This is a genomic window from Pseudomonas sp. xss_4 (genome assembly GCF_043104125.1).
GTDB lineage: Bacteria > Pseudomonadota > Gammaproteobacteria > Pseudomonadales > Pseudomonadaceae > Aquipseudomonas > Aquipseudomonas parafulva_B.
Map to the genome: position 1 here is coordinate 25,690 of NZ_JBICKJ010000073.1, position 18,651 is coordinate 44,340.

19 protein-coding genes are annotated in these 18,651 nt (G+C 62.6%); 3 read left to right on the forward strand and 16 right to left on the reverse strand.

All coding sequences use genetic code 11. The features are described 5' to 3' along the window. Window positions 1–24: 24 nt before the first annotated feature. The 6 genes from ACF8GB_RS16340 to ACF8GB_RS16365 form a co-directional block, all read right to left on the reverse strand. Window positions 25–678 (reverse strand): HAD family phosphatase, encoded by a 654-nt coding sequence (locus ACF8GB_RS16340; RefSeq protein ID WP_058604177.1) that lies wholly within the window; start codon window positions 676–678, stop codon window positions 25–27. Between the two features lie 12 nt (window positions 679–690). Beyond that, window positions 691–1,680 (reverse strand): ABC transporter ATP-binding protein, encoded by a 990-nt coding sequence (locus ACF8GB_RS16345; protein WP_058604178.1) that lies wholly within the window; start codon window positions 1,678–1,680, stop codon window positions 691–693. A 1-nt stretch (window position 1,681) separates the two neighbouring features. After that, window positions 1,682–2,476, reverse strand: a complete 795-nt coding sequence (locus tag ACF8GB_RS16350) for an ABC transporter permease (protein WP_058604179.1) — start codon at window positions 2,474–2,476, stop codon at window positions 1,682–1,684. Beyond that, on the reverse strand, window positions 2,466–3,305 hold the full coding sequence (locus ACF8GB_RS16355; RefSeq protein WP_058604180.1) for an ABC transporter permease subunit: 840 nt from the start codon (window positions 3,303–3,305) through the stop codon (window positions 2,466–2,468). Before ACF8GB_RS16355 ends, ACF8GB_RS16350 begins: the two co-directional genes overlap by 11 nt. Then, window positions 3,302–4,108 carry an alkaline phosphatase family protein gene (locus tag ACF8GB_RS16360; RefSeq protein WP_058604181.1) on the reverse strand — a complete coding sequence of 269 codons (807 nt, stop codon included), beginning with the start codon at window positions 4,106–4,108 and terminating at the stop codon, window positions 3,302–3,304. The genes ACF8GB_RS16355 and ACF8GB_RS16360 overlap by 4 nt, the downstream gene beginning before the upstream one ends. Window positions 4,109–4,255: 147 nt before the next feature. Beyond that, window positions 4,256–5,317, reverse strand: a complete 1,062-nt coding sequence (locus ACF8GB_RS16365) for an ABC transporter substrate-binding protein (protein WP_078478954.1) — start codon at window positions 5,315–5,317, stop codon at window positions 4,256–4,258. A 325-nt stretch (window positions 5,318–5,642) separates the two neighbouring features. On the opposite strand from ACF8GB_RS16365, the gene ACF8GB_RS16370 reads away from it, so the two are divergent. Continuing rightward, the gene (locus tag ACF8GB_RS16370) at window positions 5,643–6,356 is read left to right on the forward strand and encodes a UTRA domain-containing protein (protein WP_058638034.1); all 714 of its coding nucleotides are present in this window, start codon (window positions 5,643–5,645) and stop codon (window positions 6,354–6,356) included. 54 nt (window positions 6,357–6,410) lie between these two features. Here the strand turns inward: ACF8GB_RS16370 and ACF8GB_RS16375 are convergent, their stop codons facing one another. From ACF8GB_RS16375 to minC, 7 genes are all read right to left on the reverse strand, one after another. After that, on the reverse strand, window positions 6,411–8,564 hold the full coding sequence (locus tag ACF8GB_RS16375; RefSeq protein WP_100852068.1) for a mechanosensitive ion channel family protein: 2,154 nt from the start codon (window positions 8,562–8,564) through the stop codon (window positions 6,411–6,413). A gap of 44 nt (window positions 8,565–8,608) precedes the next feature. Next, the gene (locus ACF8GB_RS16380) at window positions 8,609–8,776 is read right to left on the reverse strand and encodes a hypothetical protein (protein ID WP_167339350.1); all 168 of its coding nucleotides are present in this window, start codon (window positions 8,774–8,776) and stop codon (window positions 8,609–8,611) included. Window positions 8,777–8,918: 142 nt separating this feature from the next. Continuing rightward, the gene (locus ACF8GB_RS16385; RefSeq protein ID WP_058604185.1) at window positions 8,919–10,208 is read right to left on the reverse strand and encodes a M18 family aminopeptidase; all 1,290 of its coding nucleotides are present in this window, start codon (window positions 10,206–10,208) and stop codon (window positions 8,919–8,921) included. 187 nt (window positions 10,209–10,395) lie between these two features. Then, the gene (locus ACF8GB_RS16390) at window positions 10,396–11,031 is read right to left on the reverse strand and encodes an RluA family pseudouridine synthase (protein ID WP_058638035.1); all 636 of its coding nucleotides are present in this window, start codon (window positions 11,029–11,031) and stop codon (window positions 10,396–10,398) included. Window positions 11,032–11,178: 147 nt separating this feature from the next. Continuing rightward, the gene (gene minE, locus ACF8GB_RS16395; protein ID WP_009682849.1) at window positions 11,179–11,433 is read right to left on the reverse strand and encodes a cell division topological specificity factor MinE; all 255 of its coding nucleotides are present in this window, start codon (window positions 11,431–11,433) and stop codon (window positions 11,179–11,181) included. A 3-nt stretch (window positions 11,434–11,436) separates the two neighbouring features. Further along, window positions 11,437–12,249, reverse strand: coding sequence for a septum site-determining protein MinD (gene minD, locus ACF8GB_RS16400; RefSeq protein ID WP_012313198.1), 813 nt, complete (start codon window positions 12,247–12,249; stop codon window positions 11,437–11,439). Between the two features lie 100 nt (window positions 12,250–12,349). Then, window positions 12,350–13,108 carry a septum site-determining protein MinC gene (gene minC, locus ACF8GB_RS16405; RefSeq protein WP_058604187.1) on the reverse strand — a complete coding sequence of 253 codons (759 nt, stop codon included), beginning with the start codon at window positions 13,106–13,108 and terminating at the stop codon, window positions 12,350–12,352. Window positions 13,109–13,219: 111 nt separating this feature from the next. Here minC and ACF8GB_RS16410 point away from each other — a divergent pair, with 111 nt between their 5' ends. Next, a complete protein-coding gene (locus tag ACF8GB_RS16410) occupies window positions 13,220–14,155 on the forward strand; it encodes a lipid A biosynthesis lauroyl acyltransferase (RefSeq protein WP_058604188.1) in 936 nt (311 codons plus the stop codon). A 42-nt stretch (window positions 14,156–14,197) separates the two neighbouring features. On the opposite strand, the gene ACF8GB_RS16415 is transcribed toward ACF8GB_RS16410, so the two are convergent. Next, on the reverse strand, window positions 14,198–15,025 hold the full coding sequence (locus ACF8GB_RS16415; protein WP_058638036.1) for a VacJ family lipoprotein: 828 nt from the start codon (window positions 15,023–15,025) through the stop codon (window positions 14,198–14,200). Continuing rightward, on the reverse strand, window positions 15,018–16,316 hold the full coding sequence (locus ACF8GB_RS16420; RefSeq protein WP_058604190.1) for a serine/threonine protein kinase: 1,299 nt from the start codon (window positions 16,314–16,316) through the stop codon (window positions 15,018–15,020). Before ACF8GB_RS16420 ends, ACF8GB_RS16415 begins: the two co-directional genes overlap by 8 nt. 188 nt (window positions 16,317–16,504) lie before the next feature. Here ACF8GB_RS16420 and ACF8GB_RS16425 point away from each other — a divergent pair, with 188 nt between their 5' ends. Next, complete coding sequence (locus ACF8GB_RS16425) at window positions 16,505–16,858, forward strand: hypothetical protein (RefSeq protein ID WP_058638037.1); 354 nt, start codon at window positions 16,505–16,507, stop codon at window positions 16,856–16,858. Between the two features lie 47 nt (window positions 16,859–16,905). On the opposite strand, the gene ACF8GB_RS16430 is transcribed toward ACF8GB_RS16425, so the two are convergent. Continuing rightward, window positions 16,906–18,471 (reverse strand): beta (1-6) glucans synthase, encoded by a 1,566-nt coding sequence (locus ACF8GB_RS16430; RefSeq protein ID WP_392527330.1) that lies wholly within the window; start codon window positions 18,469–18,471, stop codon window positions 16,906–16,908. Between the last annotated feature and the right edge of the window lie 180 nt (window positions 18,472–18,651).

An 18,651-nucleotide genomic window follows, 5' to 3' on the forward strand; every position in this document is an offset into this window, starting at 1 on the left:
TGGCACTGAACAGCGAGCGCGGGTTCAGTGCCAGCTCAAGATAGGCCAACCGTGAGCTTGCGCATGCTCGCGCAACACCGGGTCCGGGTTCACGGCACAAGGGTGATCCACCTTCAGCAACAGGGGCAGGTCATTGCGCGAGTCCGAATAGAAGCTCGCGCCCTCCAGGTTTTCCTGCTCCTGGTCCAGCCAGGCCAGCAAGCGGGTGATCTTGCCTTCCCGGTAAGTGAGTACGCCGTGGGTCCGGCCGGTATAGACGCCGTTGTGGGCGTCCAGATCGATGGCCAGGTATTCGTCCACGCCCAGGCGCGCAGCAATCGGCCCAACCAGGTGTACGCCTGACGCCGAGATGATCAGCACCCGGTCCCCGCGCTTGCGATGCTCGGCAATGCAGCGGCAGGCATCGCCGAAAATGATCGGTTCGATAACCTCTTCCACCCACGGCTCGACCAGGTGTGCGACTTCTTCCAGGGTCCGCCCGGCAATCGGCTCCAGGCTGAATGCCATGTAGTCTTCCATCGCCAGTTCGCCTTTGCCGTAGGCCTCCATCAGCGCGTGGTCACGGCGCAAGAACGTCTCGCCATCCACCCATCCCAGCCGTGCCATGTGTTCGCTCCACAGTGACGCGCAGTCGCCGTGGATCAGGGTTTCGTCCAGATCGAAAATGGCTAGCGCCATACATGCATCTCCTTAAGCCACTTCCCGTAGCGCACTGGGGTCTATCGATACGCTGACCCGCTGCCCATCGGCATGCAGGTCGGCCGGCGAGCGGTTGAGCACATCCACCACCAGCTCTACCTCACGCACCTGCACCCGATAACGTATCACGTTGCCCAGCAGGCTGTGACTGCGCACCTGGGCGTCGAGTTCGCCGTGCAGGCCCAGCGTGATGGATTCGGGGCGTATGGCCAGGCGCCCGGAGACAGGGCGCTGCAACAGGCGGCTGGCACTGTCGGCATCGAGGAGGTTGTAATTGCCGATGAAGCCGGCGGCAAACAGGTCCACCGGGGCCGTGTAGAGGGTCTCTGCATCGCCGCTTTGCACGATACGGCCCTGATTCATCAGGAAGATGCGGTCCGACAGCGTCAAGGCTTCTTCCTGGTCATGGGTAACGAAGATCGTGGTCAAGCCCAGTTCCCTCTGGATGGCGCGAATCTGCTCACGCAGGTGTTTGCGAATGCGCGCATCGAGTGCCGAAAGCGGCTCGTCGAGCAACAGCAGTCGGGGCCGGGTGACCAGGGAGCGGGCCAGGGCGACGCGCTGGCATTGCCCGCCAGACAACTGATGAGGGTAACGTGCGGCGAAGTCATTCAATTCCACCAACTGCAATGCCTCTCGCACCCTTGCCTGGCTCTCATCACCCCTGACCTTCTGCATGCGCAGCCCGAAGGCAACGTTCTGCTCCACCGTCATGTTGGGAAACAGCGCATAACTCTGGAACACCATACCGATGCCGCGCTTTTGCGGGCTCTGCGGCACGATGTCAATGCCGTCGAGCAGGATCTGCCCGCTGTCGACCGGCGTGAGCCCGGCGATGCAGCGCAGCAGCGTGGACTTGCCGCACCCTGAAGGGCCGAGCAGGGTGATGAACTCGCCCCGTTCGATCTGGCAATCGATCTGGCTGAATACCGGGCTACCGGCGTAGCTTTTCTGCAGGTTGCGTACGCTGACGTAGCTCATCTCAGGTCTTGTCCTTGTTCAGGCGGTTGGCGACCCACGTCAAAATCAGCACGAAGGCGAAATAGGAAATCACCAGCGCACTGTTGAAGTGGCCGCTGCTGTTGCGCATGTTGTTGAGGTAGACCTGCAGGGTTTCGTAGCGCGTGCCCACCAGCAGGTTGGCGAACACGAACTCCCCGAACAGGAACGAGAACGACAGCAACAGGGCCACCATCAGGCCTTTGCGCAGGTTGGGGAGTACCACCAGCAAAGCCGCCTGCCAGGTGCTGGCGCCCAGCAATTGCGCCGCGTCCATCAGGTCGCGCAGGTTGATGGCCTGCAAGTTGTTGGTGATGGCCCGGTACATGAAGGGCAGGGCAATGGTGAAGTAGCAGCCGATCAGGATCCACGGTGTCCCCACCATGGCCATCGGCCCACTGCCATACAGTTGCAGCAACCCCACCGACGACACCACAGGTGGCACGGCAAACGGCAGCAGGATCAGGACATTCATCAACGCGTCGAGCCGGGGGAAGTGATAATGCACCACGAACAGCAGCGGCAGGATCAGCACCACCGATAGCAGCAACGCACCAACGCACACCAGCAACGACTGGCCGAACGCTGCCAGAAAGCGCGGCTCGCTCCACAACGCCACGTACCACTTCAGGGTCAGGCCGCTGGGTAGTAGAGTGGCCGACCAACTGGTGGCCAGGGAGTAGAGCAGGGTGCCGGCCAGTGGCATCAGCAGAATGAGAAACAGCAGGTAGACCACGGCGCGGTGGTACCAGCCGCCGCTACGGGAATCAGCGCGCATGGTAGCTCCTTTTCAACAACCATTGATGCACCACGGTGACCACTGTCATCAGCCCGACCAGCACCATTGCCAGGGCACTGGCAAGGTTCGGATCGAGGCTGATGTCGCCGGCCACCAGGCCCGCGATGCGAATGGGCAGTACGTTGAAGTTGCCGGTGGTCAGGGCATAGACCGTGGCATAGGCGCCCAGGGCGTTGGCCAGCAGGATGACGAAGGTGCCCAGCAGCGCCGGGGCTAGCACCGGCAGCCCGATGTGCCGCCAGAACTGCCAGTGGTTAGCACCCAGCAGCGCAGCCGACTCGCGCCAGTCTTCGCGCAGCGCGTCGAAGGCCGGGTACAGCAGCAGGACACCCAGTGGGATCTGGAAATAGGTGTAAACCAGGATCAGCCCGCTCTTGGAGTAGATGCTGAAGTCTTCCAGCAGGCCCATCTGCTTGAGCAACAGGGTCAATGCGCCGTTGAAACCGAGCAGGATGATGAACGCGAACGCCAGCGGCACGCCGGCAAAATTGCTGGTCATGTTGGCAAAGGCGCTGACGAAGTCGCGCAGCCGTGAGTCCACCTGACGTAGCGAATAGGCGCCCAGGGTCGCGATGATGATGCCGAACAGGCTGGACCAGAAGCTGATCTCCAGGCTGCGTTGCAGGGCTTGCAGGTAGAACTTGGAGGCGAACACCTTGCTGAAATTGTCCATGCCCCAACCTGCCTCCGACTGCAGGCTGCTCAGCGCCACCCAGGCCAGCGGGGCAATCTGGAAGACCACGAAAACGACAGCGAAGGGCACCAGGCACAACAATGCCAGGTACCGACCACGGGGCGACTGGCTCATTTGAGCAACTCCCGGCAGACCGATTTGTCGTGAGCGGCGCCGAGCAACTCGCAGATGGTCCCGCACAGGTCGGTCTGCAGCGGCTTGGCCGAAGGGTCGAGGCTGAAGGCTGCGCCGAACACGAACAAGGGCACTTCGCGCTCTTCGGCCAGCAGGCCGTTGTGCGAGCGGTCGTTGTTCATGCCATGGTCGGCGGTCACCAGCACCTGGTAGCCCTCGTCGAGCCACTTGGGCAGATAGTCGGCCAGCAGGATGTCTGCGCTGCGGGCAGCATTGCGGTATTGGCTGCTGTCCAGCCCATGGTGGTGGCCCACATCGTCGATGCTCATCGGGTGCACCAGCAGAAAATTGGGCGCATGACGCCGGCGCAGGTATTCGCCGTCGGCCAGCAGGTGTGAATCGGGGTAGCGATCGTCCCAGTAGAACAGCCCATGCTGGATGGGCAACTTGGGGGCGTGGGTGTGCCGGTCACGCTGGGGGTCGAAAGGCGAGCGGTTGTACAGCTCGCTCATCCAGTGATAGGCCGCGGCTGCCGTGCCCAGGTTGGCCTCGCGGGCGTAGTGGAACACGCTGCGCTGGTTGGAAAGCCGGTTGACGTTGTTATGCACGATGCCGCTGTCGATAGGGGGAACACCTGTGAGAATGCACTCGTACAGCGGGCGGGACAGCGATGGCAGTTCGCACTCCATGCGGTAAAGCGCGGCGCGGTCAGCCTCGACATAGGCGTGCAAATGGCCCATGGCGTGGTGGGCAACCTGATAGTTCAGCCCGTCCAACAGCACCAGGATGACGTTGTGGCTCATTGATGACTCCGCAAAAACATCGGGGAGAGGGCGCCTGCAGTGCGCGGCGCCGCGCCAGGGGGTTACTGCTGGCGCGACGCCGGCTCGCTAGGGCTGCCACGCAGGCAGGACGACCCGCATGGCAGTTGGCAGGCCAGTTTGCCTGCTTCATTCCATTTCGATGATTACCTGTTCTTGCCACAACTGCGGCAGCTTCTTGGAGGTCGCTTCCCACACTTCGGCATTCTTGATCGGTTGCGCAGGCGCGTATTGCTCGTTGGGCAGCAATTTGGCCTGCACATCCTCCGGCAGCTTCAGGTGCTCGGCGCGAATCGGGCGTGCGTGCCCCTTGGCCAGGTTGATCTGCCCGGCATCGCTGAAGATGTATTCACGCGTCAGTTTCGCTGCATTGGGGTGCTTGGCGTACTTGTTGATGATGGTGGTGTAGCCCGAGGTGATTGAGCCGTCCGATGGGATCAGCACTTCAAAGCGCTTGGGGTCGATCTGATCGCGGTAGCTCAAGCCATTGAAGTCCCAGACCACGCCCACTTCCACCTCGCCCTTTTCCAGGGTCTGGATGGTCGGGTTGGCCAGGGACAGGCGTTTTTGCTGGGCCAGTTTGGTGAACAGTTGCAGGCCTGGGGCCACGTTGCTCTCATCGCCCTTGTAAGCGATGGCGGCGGCCAGCACGCCGTTGGCGGCCTGGGCGGCGGTGCCGACATCACCGATGGCCACCTTGTACTTGCCGCGTTCCAGGTCGTGCCAGGTCTTGGGCCGTTCTGATTCCTTGACCAGGTCCTTGTTGATGATGAACGCGATGGTGCCGGTGTAGGCCAGCGCCCAATGGCCATCCTTGTCCTTGGCCCACGCTGGCACCTGGTCCCAGGTGCTTGGCTTGTACGGCTGGCTTACGCCCTTGGCAATGGCAATGGGCCCGAACGCTGCGCCCACGTCGCCGATGTCGGCACTGGCATTGTCTTTTTCCGCCTCGAACTTGGCGATTTCCTGGGCCGAACTCATGTCGGTGTCGCTGTGCTTGAGCCCGTATTTGCTGGCCAGGTCCTGCCAGGTGTCCTTCCAGTTGGCCCAGGCATCGGGCATGCCCACGCTATTGACCGTGCCTTCCTTGCGGGCGGCATCCTCCAGTGCCTTGAGGTCATCGGCGGCCATGGCCGACGTGCAGAACGCAATTGCCGAACCGAGCAGTGACGCCATGAACAACTTTTTCATCCGTAGCTCCTTGGGTGGGTGCATCGACCGAACGCTGTTATGTATGAAGCCGTTGTCTGCAGCCTTGGTCTAGGTCAGCAAACCTTGAGCCAAGGTAGGCCGGTAGCGTGACAATTTGATGTAGCCCCAGGTCCTGCTGCCTGATCGCGGCTTCTGGCAGTACAGCGTAGACCACCTGGGAGCCGGGCTTCACAAGGCTTGGCCCGTTTCTGGCAGCGCTAGCCGGGCAGGCTTGTCACGGGATGTTCATCAGCCCTGCCTAGGCTTGCACCCAGTGCCCGGTGCCCTGTCGTGGGGCTGGCCTAGTCCAGATAGGTAACCTTTGATGCAGCCGATGCCACCGCGCGCGGTAACAGCCATTTGTAACGCCCTTGAGGAGCAGATCGAGCACGGCCTGTTGGCGCCGGGCGGCAAGCTGCCCGCCGAGCGCCGGCTCAGCGAACTCTTCGCCACCACGCGCATCACCCTGCGCGAGGCGTTGGTGCAGTTGGAGGCAAGGGGCTTGATCTATCGCGAAGAGCGGCGGGGCTGGTTCGTGGCTCCCGAGCGCTTGAGCTATGACCTCATCGCGCGCAGCCACTTCCATGCAATGGTGCGTGAGCAGGGGCGAGCCGCCAGTACCGAGCTGCTGTCGGCTCGGCTGCAGCCGGCTTCGGCGGCCATCTGCGCGCGGCTGCAGCTGCCGGCGTTGTCCAGTGTGGTGTGCATCTGTAGGCTCAGGCGTATCGACGGCAGGGCGGTGCTGTACGCCGAGCACTACCTCAATCCGCGTTACTTCCCGGCCATCCTCGAACACGACCTGGCGCAGTCATTGACTGAAATCTATGAGCGCCAATACGGTCTGCACTACGGGCAGGTGTGCTTCGAGATCTTGCCCACCGCATTGCCCGTGCAGGCGGCCGGAGCGTTAAGGGTGTCAGCGGGCAGCCCGGGGCTGCAGATCACCCGGGTCAACAGCGACCAGCATGGGCAGCTGATCGACTGCGACCTGGAATACTGGCGCCATGACGCCATCTGTATTAGGGCACAGGCAGGCTAGCCGGGCGGCCTCCCGGGGGGCGCCGGCGTGGCCACGATCCGTGGCCAATCGACTTCAACTGGACGCCTCGGCTTGTGTCAGGGCGCCTGCGCCGGCCGTTACCACTTGCACCGACAGCCTGGGCGTTGCCAGGTCCAGGCCGGCTTCGTCGAGCTGGCGCTTGAGTGCCAGGTTGAAAGCCCGCGACACTTCCCACTGCTTGATCGGCGCCGTCTTGAAGCGGGCGCGCAACACTGCTGACCCCGACTCGAAGCTCTCCACACCTTGCAGCTCCAGTGGCGACCAGATGTTGCGCCGCATCAGCGGATCGCTGCGCAGCTTCTGACCGACCTCGCGCACCAGCGTGATCGCCTGGTCGATGTTCATGTTGTAGGGGATCGCCACGCGGAAGATCGCGTAGCCGAATTCGCGGGAGTAGTTCTTGATGCTCTTGATTTCGCTGAATGGAATGGTGTGCACGATGCCATCAATGTCCCGCAGGCGCACGGTGCGGATGGTCAGGCCTTCCACCGTACCCAGGTGGCCGCCGACATCCACATAGTCGTCGATGGCCAGGGAGTCCTCGATGATGATGAACAGCCCGGTGATCAGGTCGGCCACCAGTGACTGGGCACCGAAGCCGATCGCCAGGCCGATGACACCGGCACCGGCCAGCAGCGGCGTCACGTTCATGCCCATGTTGGCCAGGGCCACGATCACCGCGATGATGAAGATGAACACGAACATCACGTTACGGATCAACGGCATCATGGTCTGCGCCCGGGCGTTGGCCATGCCGCGGCGCGAGCGGACCAGCGCATGGTGTACCGCCGTGTCGGCCAGGATCCACACCAGCCAGGCGACGATCAGCGTGCCTGCCAGGCCCATCAGGCGCAGGCTGATGTCATGCCCGTCGCCTTCGGCGAAGCTGATCATCGACAGCCCCCATACCCGAAGACCCAGTTCGATGAACACCAGCCAGATGAACAGGTGCACCAGCAAGTAGCCAAAGTTGCGCAGCCGCTCGGCATACACCGCATGGCGTTTGCCGGCGCGCTTGGGGTTGGCGGCGTGGCGGCGCACCAGGCCATTGAGCACCATGCACACCACGACCAGCACCGTGCACATCAGTGACTGGCGAAGCGCCGTGCTGGTGTCACCGGCCGAGACGAAAGTGGCGAACAGGGAGATGGCTACCAGAATCAGCGCCGGAATGAACCAGAAACTGCCCAGGATCTCGATGGTGTCGCTCAGGGTTCGTCGCGTCAGGCGGCGCGACAAGGGTTGGTTGCGGATCAGGTGGGCGATGGGCCGGCGAAAACGCAGGATGAACAGGCCAGTGCACACCGCGGCGACGACGTTGGCCAAGGTGGCCACCCCATGGGCCAGGTGTATGCCCAGCGCAGCGGTGAGGCGCGGGTCGCTCATGGCCTCGCCGAAGGCGGCAAAGCTGCCGATCAGCCACAAGGGCCGGAATGCCCGGTGGCGCAGGATGTGCAATGCCCGGTGGCGGTGTGGGCCGTCCAGCAGGGAAAACGCGATCACGCAGATGGCCGAGAAGCAGGTGCCCACCACCAGGGCATACGCCAGCACCATGGCCAGCGATTTACCCAGCGACGGGGGCAGTACGAAGCTCAGGTACACCGTGAACACCAGCGCAACCAACCACGGGCCCAGCTTGCGCAGGGCGAAGCGGACCAGGTCCCAGGTGCGGGGATGTTGGGGCAGTTCTTCGCTCAGGCCGAACCGCAGGCGAACCCGATGGCCCACCCAGTTGAAGGCGAATGCCAGCACGCTCCACACCGCAATCACTGCTGCAAAGCCGAACAGGATCGCGGGCCATTGGTGAACCGGCACCATCAAGGCCGCCAGTTCCTCCTGGGCCTGGTCGATTTCCATGCCCCAGCGCTGGAACGGGTTGGCCTCGCCGGTGAACTGCTTTTCGAAATCGTGCAGGGCGCCACCGATCAAGCCGAGCACGCCTTGCTCAACGCTCGGTTGTGACTTCTGCGTGGCGTCGCGCAGCTTTTTCAAGTCGGCCAGGAGCTTGGCACGCTGCTGGTCGTTCTCAAGGCTCTTGATCACCTCGTCCAGGGATTTGCCCAGCGGCTCGGAAGCCTCGGGCTGGGCGGGGGCACTGGAACCGAGAAGGCCGGGCAGGCCTGCTGCGTGTACAGGGCCGGTGGACAGCAACAGCAGGACAAGCAGGTAACGCAGAAGGGCAGGCACGGGCAGATCTACCTCAGGTCAAACGATTGCCCGAGTGTAGAGGTTTATGACGGCAGTTTCTCCAGGATCTTCCAGCAGGTCAGGCCGAAGATGCCCAGGGTGCCTGCCCACATCATCAGCACGCCAACATCGCGCTCGCGCAGGCCGAACCCGAGGGTGAGCAGCAGCAGGGATGCGCAGACGGGGATCAGCAGGGCCAGGAAGGGTGACATGGCGACAGTCCTTTGCAGTGAGACATGCCATTAGCATAGTCGCTAACCCCCGGCCCGGCCTGCCTGAGGCGAACGTGTAGGCCATGTGCAGCAGTGCGGTCTGTTGGCGCCGGGTGTGTAGCACCGCGGCGCTCTGAGTGGCTCACGGCAGGTCGTGACTGCGGTAGAACGCTGTCAGGACCTTCACCAGGTGCGCCAGGTCATGGCTGCCGCACAGCTCGCGAATGGAGTGCATGGCAAAGGTCGGCAGCCCGATGTCGACCGTCCGCACGCCAAGGTGGCTGGCCGCAATGGGCCCGATGGTCGAGCCGCAACCCATGTCGCTACGTACCACGAAGCTCTGCACCGGTACTTCCTCGGCCATGCACAAGTGGCGGAAGAAGCCGGCGGTTTCGCTGTTGGTGGCGTAGCGCTGGTTGTTGTTCACCTTGATCACCGGCCCTGCGTTGAGTTTCGGGCCATGGTTGCCGTCGTGCTTGTCGGCATAGTTCGGGTGCACGCCATGGGCATTGTCGGCCGAAACCATCAATGAACGCTGGATGGTGCGCACGTAGGCGTCGCCGTCGGGCAACAGGCGCTGCAAAGTCTGCTCGAGCATCGGCCCGTCTGCGCCGCAGGCCGAGCTGCTGCCGACTTCCTCGTGGTCGTTGCACACCAGGATGCAGGTTTCATCGCTGTCGGCGGCCAGCAGGGCTTGCAGCCCGGCGTAGCACGACAGCAGGTTGTCCAGGCGGGCACCGGCAATGAAGTCGCCATTGAGCCCGATCTGCGCGGCGTCCTGGGTATCGTAGAAGCTCAGCTCGTAGTCCAGCACCACGTCGGCGTTGAGTTGGTGCTCGCGCGCCAGTTGTTCGGTCAGCAGGGCGCGAAAGTCGATGCGCTCGTCACCGGCCACTTGCGCCAGGATCGGTGGCAGTTCGGTCTGCGGGTTGATATGCCAGCCATCGTTGGCGGTACGGTTGAGGTGGATGGCCAGGTTGGGGATGACCGCGATCGGCAGCTTGAAGTCGACAAGCTGGCTTTCCACCTTGCCGTCACGGCGGTAGGTGACCCGGCCCGCCAGCGACAGGTCGCGGTCAAACCACGGCGCCAGCAGGGCCCCGCCATACACCTCCACGCCCAGCTGCAAGAAGCCCTGGCGCTGCAGTTCCGGTTGCGGCTTGACCCGCAGGCAGGGGCTGTCGGTGTGGGCGCCGACCATGCGGATGCCGTTGAGCAGCGGTGCCTGCCTGCCCATCTTGATCGCGATGATCGAGGAATCGTTACGGGTGACGTAATAGCGCCCGCCTGACACGACGGACCAGCTCTCGCGCTCGTCCAGGCGCTGGTAGCCAGCGGCCTCCAGGCGCAGGGCCAGGCTGGCGGTGGCGTGGAAGGGAGTAGGGGAGGCCTTGAGAAAATCGATCAGGCCTGCATTGAGTACATCGCGCATAGTTCACTCCAGACAGCAGTGGCGCGAGTTTAGCGTATTGAGTCGCCCAGCGGTGTCGGGCTGTGGGTTGCGCACTTGGCTGGATGGCTACAGGCCGCACACCGGCCACAGCGCCTCAGCCCGCATCACAGTTGGTCAGGGCAGCGCCGGCAGCTCTGATGGACTGCAAAGACACAGCCATGCCCGATCAAAACGGCGCCGGGCACTCGAATTTGAGGCGTTCACCGGACAACGGGTGGGTAAAGCTGAGCATCGATGCATGCAGGCACAGCCGCTCGTGGGCGGCCAAGGCCTGAGGGTTGGCATACAGCCGATCACCCAGCAGTGGGTGGCCGATCGATAACATGTGCACACGTAGTTGATGCGAGCGCCCTGTGATCGGTGTCAGCTCCACACGGCAGTACTCGCCGCAACGTTCCACCACCCGCCAGAACGTCAGCGCATGCTTGCCTTGTTCATGGTCCACGACGTGGCGTGGCTTGGTGGGTGGGTCATACCGCAGTGGCAGGTCGATGCTGCCGCTGTCCAGTGCCGGCTGCCCCCAACACAGGGCGGTGTAGGCCTTCTCGGTTTCCCGGTCATGGAACTGGCGCGACAGCTCGCGGTGGCTGTCGGCATCACGGGCCAGCAGGATGATGCCCGACGTCTCCCAGTCCAGACGATGCACGATCAGCGCGTCGGGATAGCCGTTTTCCTGGAGACGGGTGATCAGGCAATCCTTGTTGTCTTCAGCCCGGCCAGGGACCGACAGCAGCAGCGTCGGCTTGTTGATCACCAGGATGGCGGCGTCTTCGTGAAGGATCTGAATGGTCGACAGCGGCATTGCGTGGTCTCTGTTGAATCAGGAGAAAAAGCGGGGCGGTGCTGCACTCCATATGCGGCAAGGCCGCTCCGACAGGGGAGTGCGATCCCTTGTCGGAGCGGCCTCGTGCCGCGAATGGCTGCAGCGCAGCCCCGGCTCTCTGCCGGATCAGCGATCCGGTAGGGTAATGTTCAGCTCAAGAATGGAGCAGCTGCCCTGGTTTTCCAGCTCGATGTGCACATCGTCGTTGCCGATGTTCACATACTTGCGAATCACTTCCAGCAGTTCCTTCTGCAACTCGGGCAGATAGTCCGGTTCGCTGCGTTGTCCGCGCTCGTGCGCCACGATGATCTGTAGACGCTCTTTCGCCACCGACGCGCTGGTCTGTTTCTGTCTGCCACGAAAGAAGTCAAAAAGGTTCATGGTTTATTTGCTCCCGAAAATGCGCTCGAAGAATCCCTTCTTCTGTACATCGATGAAGCGCATCGGCTTCTCTTTGCCCAGCAGGCGGTCGACTGCGTCACTGTACGCCTGGCCGGCATCACTCTGGTCATCGAGAATGACCGGGATACCCTGGTTGGATGCCTTGAGCACCGCCTGCGATTCGGGAATCACGCCCTTGAGCTTGATCGAGAGAATCTCTTCCACGTCGGCCACGCTCAGCATTTCGCCCTTGACGACGCGCTCGGGATGGTAACGGGTGATCAGCAGGTGTTCCTTGATCGGCTCTTCGCCGTTTTCCGAGCGGCGCGACTTGCTCGACAGAATGCCGAGCATGCGGTCGGAGTCACGAACCGAAGACACTTCGGGGTTGGTGACCACGATGGCCTCGTCGGCGAAGTACATGGCCAGGTGGGCACCTTTCTCGATACCGGCCGGCGAGTCGCAGATCACGTATTCGAACTGCTCCTTCAGGTCCATCAGGACCTTCTCGACGCCTTCCTGGGTAAGGGCGTCCTTGTCACGGGTCTGGCTGGCCGCCAGCACGTACAGGTTTTCCAGGCGCTTGTCCTTGATCAGGGCTTGTTGCAGGTTGGCTTCGCCATTGACCACGTTGACGAAGTCATAAACCACACGGCGTTCGCAGCCCATGATCAGGTCGAGGTTACGCAGGCCCACGTCGAAGTCGACGATGACCGTCTTGTGGCCACGCAGTGCGAGGCCGGTACCGATGGCGGCGCTGGTGGTGGTCTTGCCCACACCCCCTTTGCCGGAAGTAACCACGAGAATCTTGGCCAAGGTGTTTCACCCCTAAAATGATCGGGACGCAAGTCCCTGCAAATAACTGAAATAACGGCAACGATAAAAAAGTTGCTCTAAAAATGCTGGCAAGTATCCGTTAAAGACGGGTGATGTTCAACACGTCGCCAGACAGGCTGACTTGTACGCCAGCGCCCCATAACGGATCGCGGCGCAAGTCTTCGCACACTTTGTACTGGCCGGCAATCGAGACCATTTCAGCGGTCATCTGCTGGCAGAAGATACGCGCCTTGGTATTGCCCTTGATACCTGCCAGGGCACGGCCGCGCATGGCGCCGTACACATGGATGTTGCCATCGGCAAGAAGTTCCGCACCCGGGCTGACCGAAGCGGTGACCACCAGGTCCCCCCCTTGGGCGTAGATCTGCTGGCCGCCACGTACCGGGGCGGTGATGATGCGCGTGGCGCGTACCTCGGGTTCGAGCACCGGTGGCGGGGCAGGGGCCGGCTCGGGCTTCTTGGCCTCGGGCTCGGGTTCCAGTGGCCGCTCGCGGGCGCCGGACGGGGGCAGTACTGGCAGATCGATGGCGATGGCCGCGGCAATGTCTTCGATGCGGTTGGCGCGAATGGCCAGGGTCCGCAGGCCATGGTGGCGGCAAATGCGCATCAAGCCAGGCAGGTCGATCGCACCTTCGCCGGCCGGCAGCTTGTCCAGCGCCAGCACCAACGGCGTATTGCTGAAGAAGTTCGGCGCCTGGGCCACTTTGGCCGCCAACTGGCGATCAAGGGCTTCAAGGTCATTGCGCGCCAGTTCCAGAACGGTAATGGCAAGCATGCTGCCCTTGAGCTGGAACACGGAGGGAGTGTCGGAGGTGTGGTTTGGGCTCATGGTCTGCATAGACGGCTTGTTGCGGAAAAAGTGCCCTGACTTATAACGATAAGACCGGTTGCCCGCAACATGAGCCGATCCGTTGTAGAATGCGCGGCCCATGTCTTGCTGGAAGCTTCAATGGATCGCCCGCGTTTTCGTCCCTATTTCCTTCATCCCAAGTTCTGGGGCCTGTGGCTGGGTCTGGGGCTGCTGTGGCTGGTGGTGCAGTTGCCCTACCGTGTACTGCTCAAACTGGGTGCGGCGTTAGGCGCGATCATGTACCGCTTTGCCGGTGAGCGCAGGCGTATCGCCGCGCGCAACCTGGAACTGTGCTTCCCCGAACGGTCGGCGGACGAACGGCAGCGCTTGCTCAAGGCCAACTTCGCCTCGACCGGCATCGCCTTCTTCGAAATGGCCATGAGCTGGTGGTGGCCCAAGGCGCGGTTGGCGCGCCTGGCGCATGTCGAGGGGCTCGAGCACTTGCAGGCCGCCCAGCAGGCGGGGCAGGGGGCGATCCTGATGGCGGTGCACTTCACTACCCTGGAAATCGGCGCGGCCTTGCTCGGCCAGCGTCACACCATCGACGGCATGTACCGCGAGCATGGCAATGCCCTGTTCGATTTCATCCAGCGCAGCGGACGCGAACGGCATAACCTGGACTCACTGGCCGTGGAGCGCGAGGATGTCAGGGGCATGCTTAAGCTGCTGCGCGCCGGCCGCGCGATCTGGTACGCGCCCGATCAGGACTACGGCGCCAAGCAAAGCCTGTTCGTGCCCTTGTTCGGGATCCCGGCAGCCACGGTCACGGCCACCACCAAGTTCGCGCGCTTGGGCCGCGCCCAGGTCATTCCGTTCACGCAGAAGCGACTCGAAGACGGCAGCGGCTATCGGTTGGTGATTCATCCCCCGTTGAGCGATTTCCCCGGTGAAAGCGAAGAGGCTGACTGCCTGCGGATCAACCAGTGGGTAGAGCAGGTGCTGCGCGAATGCCCCGAGCAGTACCTGTGGGCCCACCGCCGGTTCAAGTCCCGACCGGACGGGGCCCCAAGGCTGTACGAAAAGAAAAGGCGTTGAAAGCGACCGCGCCGCTGCTGTGACGGCAGTGGCGCTGCCAGATTACTCGGCGATCTGCAGCTTGCGCGACTGGGTATAGACGTAGCGCACCTTTTCATACTCGAACGGTGAGTTCATCTGCCCGTAGCGGAAGTTGGTGGTGTAGCGCTTGTCGATGACCCGCAGGCCGAAGAATTCCGGATTTTCGCGGCTGACCTTGGCCATGTCCAGGTAATTGATCGCCTGCTCGCCGGAATAATCCACCACCAGCCCAGCGGTGTCGCGCAGGTTCGAAGGGCCCAACAGCGGCAGCATCAGGTAAGGGCCTGCCGGCACGCCATAGAAGCCCAGGGTCTGGCCGAAATCCTCGCTCTGGCGCGGCAGGCCCATCTTGGTCGCCGGGTCCCACAAACCGCCTACCCCGATGATCGTGTTGAACATCAGCCGTGCCGTGATCTCGGCCGAGCGTTTGGCCTTGAGCTGCAGCACGCTGTTGAACAGGTTGGGCACGTCCCCCAGGTTGTTGAAGAAGTTGGTCACCCCGCTGCGCAGAAAACGCGGGGTGACGTACTGGTAGCCATTGACCAGCGGCAGCAGCACCCATTGGTCCAGGCGGTAGTTGAAATGATAGATGCGGCGATTCATCGACTCGAGCGGGTCGTAGACGTTCAGCGCTTCGAGGGTGGAGCGCTCGAATTCACGTTGGTCCAGGCCCGGGTTGAATTTCAACTCGCGCAGCGGATCCAGGAAGCCGTCGGCTTCCGGGGCCAGCGGGGCGGTGCCGATCACCTGCGGATCAGCCTCGACGACGCTGGCTCTGGGTGCGGTCTCGGCGGCCAGGGTATGGCCTGCGGCAAGCAGGGCCGTGGCAAAGAGCAGTTTGTTAACCACGGAAGAACTCCAGCATGGCGTCACTGTTGACGCGGTAGTTGATGTTGCCGCAATGGCCACCATGGGGATAAAGGGTCAGGCGATCACCGAACACCTTGCGCAGGAACCCGATATCGCCTGGGCCGAGAATGACGTCGTCGGCATTGTGCATCACGGCGATCTTGGGGCTGTTTTGCAAGTAGTCGGCCAGCGCGTACAGGCTCACCTGATTGGTCAGCTCCAGGATGGTGCCACCACCGGTGCGGGCACGCCACATCGGGATGACCTGTTCGGTCATGTAGCAATCGAAATCGCACTGCAAGGCACGCTTGAAGTAGGGCGTCAGGCTCGTGCCTTCGGTGATCTTCACCTTCGGTGGGATGATCAGGCCGCGACGGTTGATCAGATCGGAAGTGAAGGCGATATCGGCGGCCGAGAAACGGAACGAGGTGCCGATGAGCATGGCCATCTGTTCGTTGGACAAGTGCTGGCGCGACTGCTGGAAATCGTACAAGAGCGCTTCGTTGAGGTCGATAAAGCCCTTTTCCTGGAAGTAGCGCGTGAGTTTTTCCAGCATCAGCTCATAGAACGTGGTGCTCCGGTCGATCCCCTTGACCTGGGTCTGCACCAGCTTGTCCAGGTTGTTGATCGAGGTGTAGAGGTTCACGGGTGGGTTGAGCAGCAGCACACGCTTGAAGTTGAAGCTGCGCCGGGTTTCATCCAGGTGGCTGACGAAGGCCGCATCGAGGGCGCCCAGGCTATAGCCGGTCAGGTAGAACTCGGTCACGGGCAGGCGAGGGTGCTGGGCGCGGACCGATTGCATCACCCGGTACATGTCTTCGGCGTCATCCTGGCTGATGCCGGGCGTGGCGAAGCGCGACGCTGCGCTGATGAAATCGTAGCTGGTGGGCGAGGACAACTGCACCACGTGGAAGCCGGCCTTGTAGTACAGCTTTTTAAGGTATTCGTTGATGCTGCTGCTGTAGGACGCACCGGTGCCGGCAATGATGAAGATCAACGGGGCGGCGTGGTCCTGCTGGGCCATGCGGTACTTGAGTTTCTTGACCGCCCAGAAGTTGTCCGGCAGCGTGAATTCACGCTCGGGGCGCAAGGTGAGGCTGTAGTCGGACTGGTCGATCTCGTCATCGCTGGGCAGCATCGGGCGCTGGTCCGGCGGCGTCGTGGCGATGGTCGCCTCGAACGGGTTGGTCAGGGGGTAGCCATAGCTCGCGGCGTCGATATCCCGCGCAGAAGCGGCCACAGCCATGAGCAGGCTGCCAAGAACGGCAGCGAGGCGCAAAGAACGAAGCATGTAATCCCCCAAAAGAACGCAAGGTGGCGCGTGTGCAAGCTAAGACCACGATGGCCGTGGCAAAGTTGCCGGGCGTGATGGCCTTTGGTGTGCCTGTTATCTGAACGTCGAGGTAGGCGAGGTATTTTGCCTTAGACCGTGGCGTAGGCGATCATGGATTTTTTCGATCAATCACCGTGGAGAAATGAATGGGTCGCACGTTACCTGGCGCATTACTGCTGATGTTCGTCGGGCTCTGGCTCGCTGCCAGCTATGGCGTGCGCTACGGGCTGATGGAGGACGGGCAGTGGGTAGGGTTGTGCACTCAGCCAGCAGCCTATTGGCAGTGCGAGGTTCGGGCATTGCTGGGGTTGGGTATTCACCACCAGGTCCTGGCCTGGGTCGGGCTGGCCCTGGCAGCGCTTGGCTGGCTGCTAAAGGGGCGGACTGGTAAATGGCTGGCCGGCATTGCCCTGTTATTCGCAGTGCCAGCATTGGTGCTGTACACCGCGAGCATCGCTGTATTTGCATTGGTGCTGGCGGGGCTGCGTCTGGTCAGGTAAATGAGCGCCCGCCAGGCGGCGCTCCGTGACGCTGACGGAAAGAGGTATCAGGCGCGGCCGAGCCTCAGGCTGCGCCACAGGGCAGCCGTCATCAGCGCGCTCACGGCTGCCCAGCGCCAGGCCTGTCCGCTGTTCAGCCCTTCGATGAATAGCTGCGGCAGTATGCCAAGGCCGATGATACCTGCCAGCAAGGTAGCCTCCCGTCGCCGTGTCAGCACGGGCCACAGCACGAACACTAGGGCTGGCAAGGCCAACGCTGCGCTGGGAAAACTGCGGTAGCGGGGGTCGAACACCATTGCCAATGTGCTCACGGCGCCTGCAAAGCCGGCCAGCAGCAGCAACCCGCCGGCCCGCTTTTGCAGCCAGTCAGACCAGCGCCCGCGCACGCCTGGCGGCTGGGCCAGATGCAGCAGTGCCCGGGCCAGTACCAGCACGTTCAACCCCGCCAACAGCCCTGCCCACACCCACTCCGGGGCGAAACGGGCGTGGCTGCGCATCAACTCGCCCCACAGGCCCAGACACGCCGCACCGAACATGGCCAGCAGCGGCATGGCCCACGCGCCTGTGCGTGTGCGGGGTCGCCCGGCCATGCACAGCATCAGCGCTGCCAGCGCCGCGCACCCCAGCCACCAAGTGGGCCAGTCGGGCAAGTTGCTGACGGGCCCTTCGAGGATGCCTTTGTCCTGCCGATCGGCATCGTATAAGCCCCAATACCCCCCCACGGCACCTTCGTTGGCGCGTTTCCAGGGCTGGTCGAAAGCTTCGATCAGGTTATAGCGCCAGCCATTGTGCTCGGCCATGGCGACGAAGCCGCGAATGAAGCGCGCCTCGTTGACCCGGCTGGGCAGGGCGGTTTCACGCTGTCGGCCTTCGCTGGGCCAGCCGGTTTCACCGATCAGGATGTCCTTGGGCGCGAAGCGCTCGCCGAACTGCCGGCGTATGTCGGCGACATGGGCCAGCGCATCGTCGATGCCCCGTGGCTCGTCTTCCCAATACGGCAGCAAGTGAATGGTGAGAAAGTCCACTTCAGGCGCGATCTCAGGGTGCTGCAGCCAGAACTCCCACACATCGGCATAGGTGACCGGCACGCTTACCTGACGCTTGACCCGCGCAATCAACTCGGCCAGTCGTTTGCCGGTGACTTCCTTGCGCAGCAAGGTCTCGTTACCCACGATGACGGCGCTGACCACATCGGGGTTGGCGTTGGCGGCGGCGATCAGCAGCGCGACTTCCCGGTCGGTATCGGCCGGGTGGGCATTGACCCAGGCCCCGAGCATCACCTTCAGGCCATGCTTGCGCGCCAGCGCCGGGATAGCCTCAAGACCGCTCATGGAATAGGTGCGGATGCACTGGAATCGCTCAGCGAGCAGGGCCAGGTCGGCGTCCATGCGCGTCGGGCGCAGTTGCATGGGTTGGTCGTAGGGCGACTGGTCTTTGTCGAACGGGGTATAGGATGCGCACTGCAGCTTGTGCGTGGCATTGGCGGCGTCTGGCAGGTTCACCGGTCTGCCCAGCCCGTACCAGAGCCCACCGAGCCCGAGCAGACCGATCAGGCAGGCAAGGGTATATAGACATGTCAGCAGGCGGGGAGAACTGGGCATCGGGCGGTCCATCGTCGGGGGCAAAAGGGCCAATAGTAGCCCGGCGCCAAACCTTTGGCATGCAAGGATCGCGCAGGCAGGTCCATGCCGCTGCCGCTAATGGCACAGTGCTGTCGCGTATGAGCGCCTGGGCGTCGTACTTGGATCAGGTCTGGCTTGGTTGCAGGCAGATGATGGAATCTCCAAGACCTG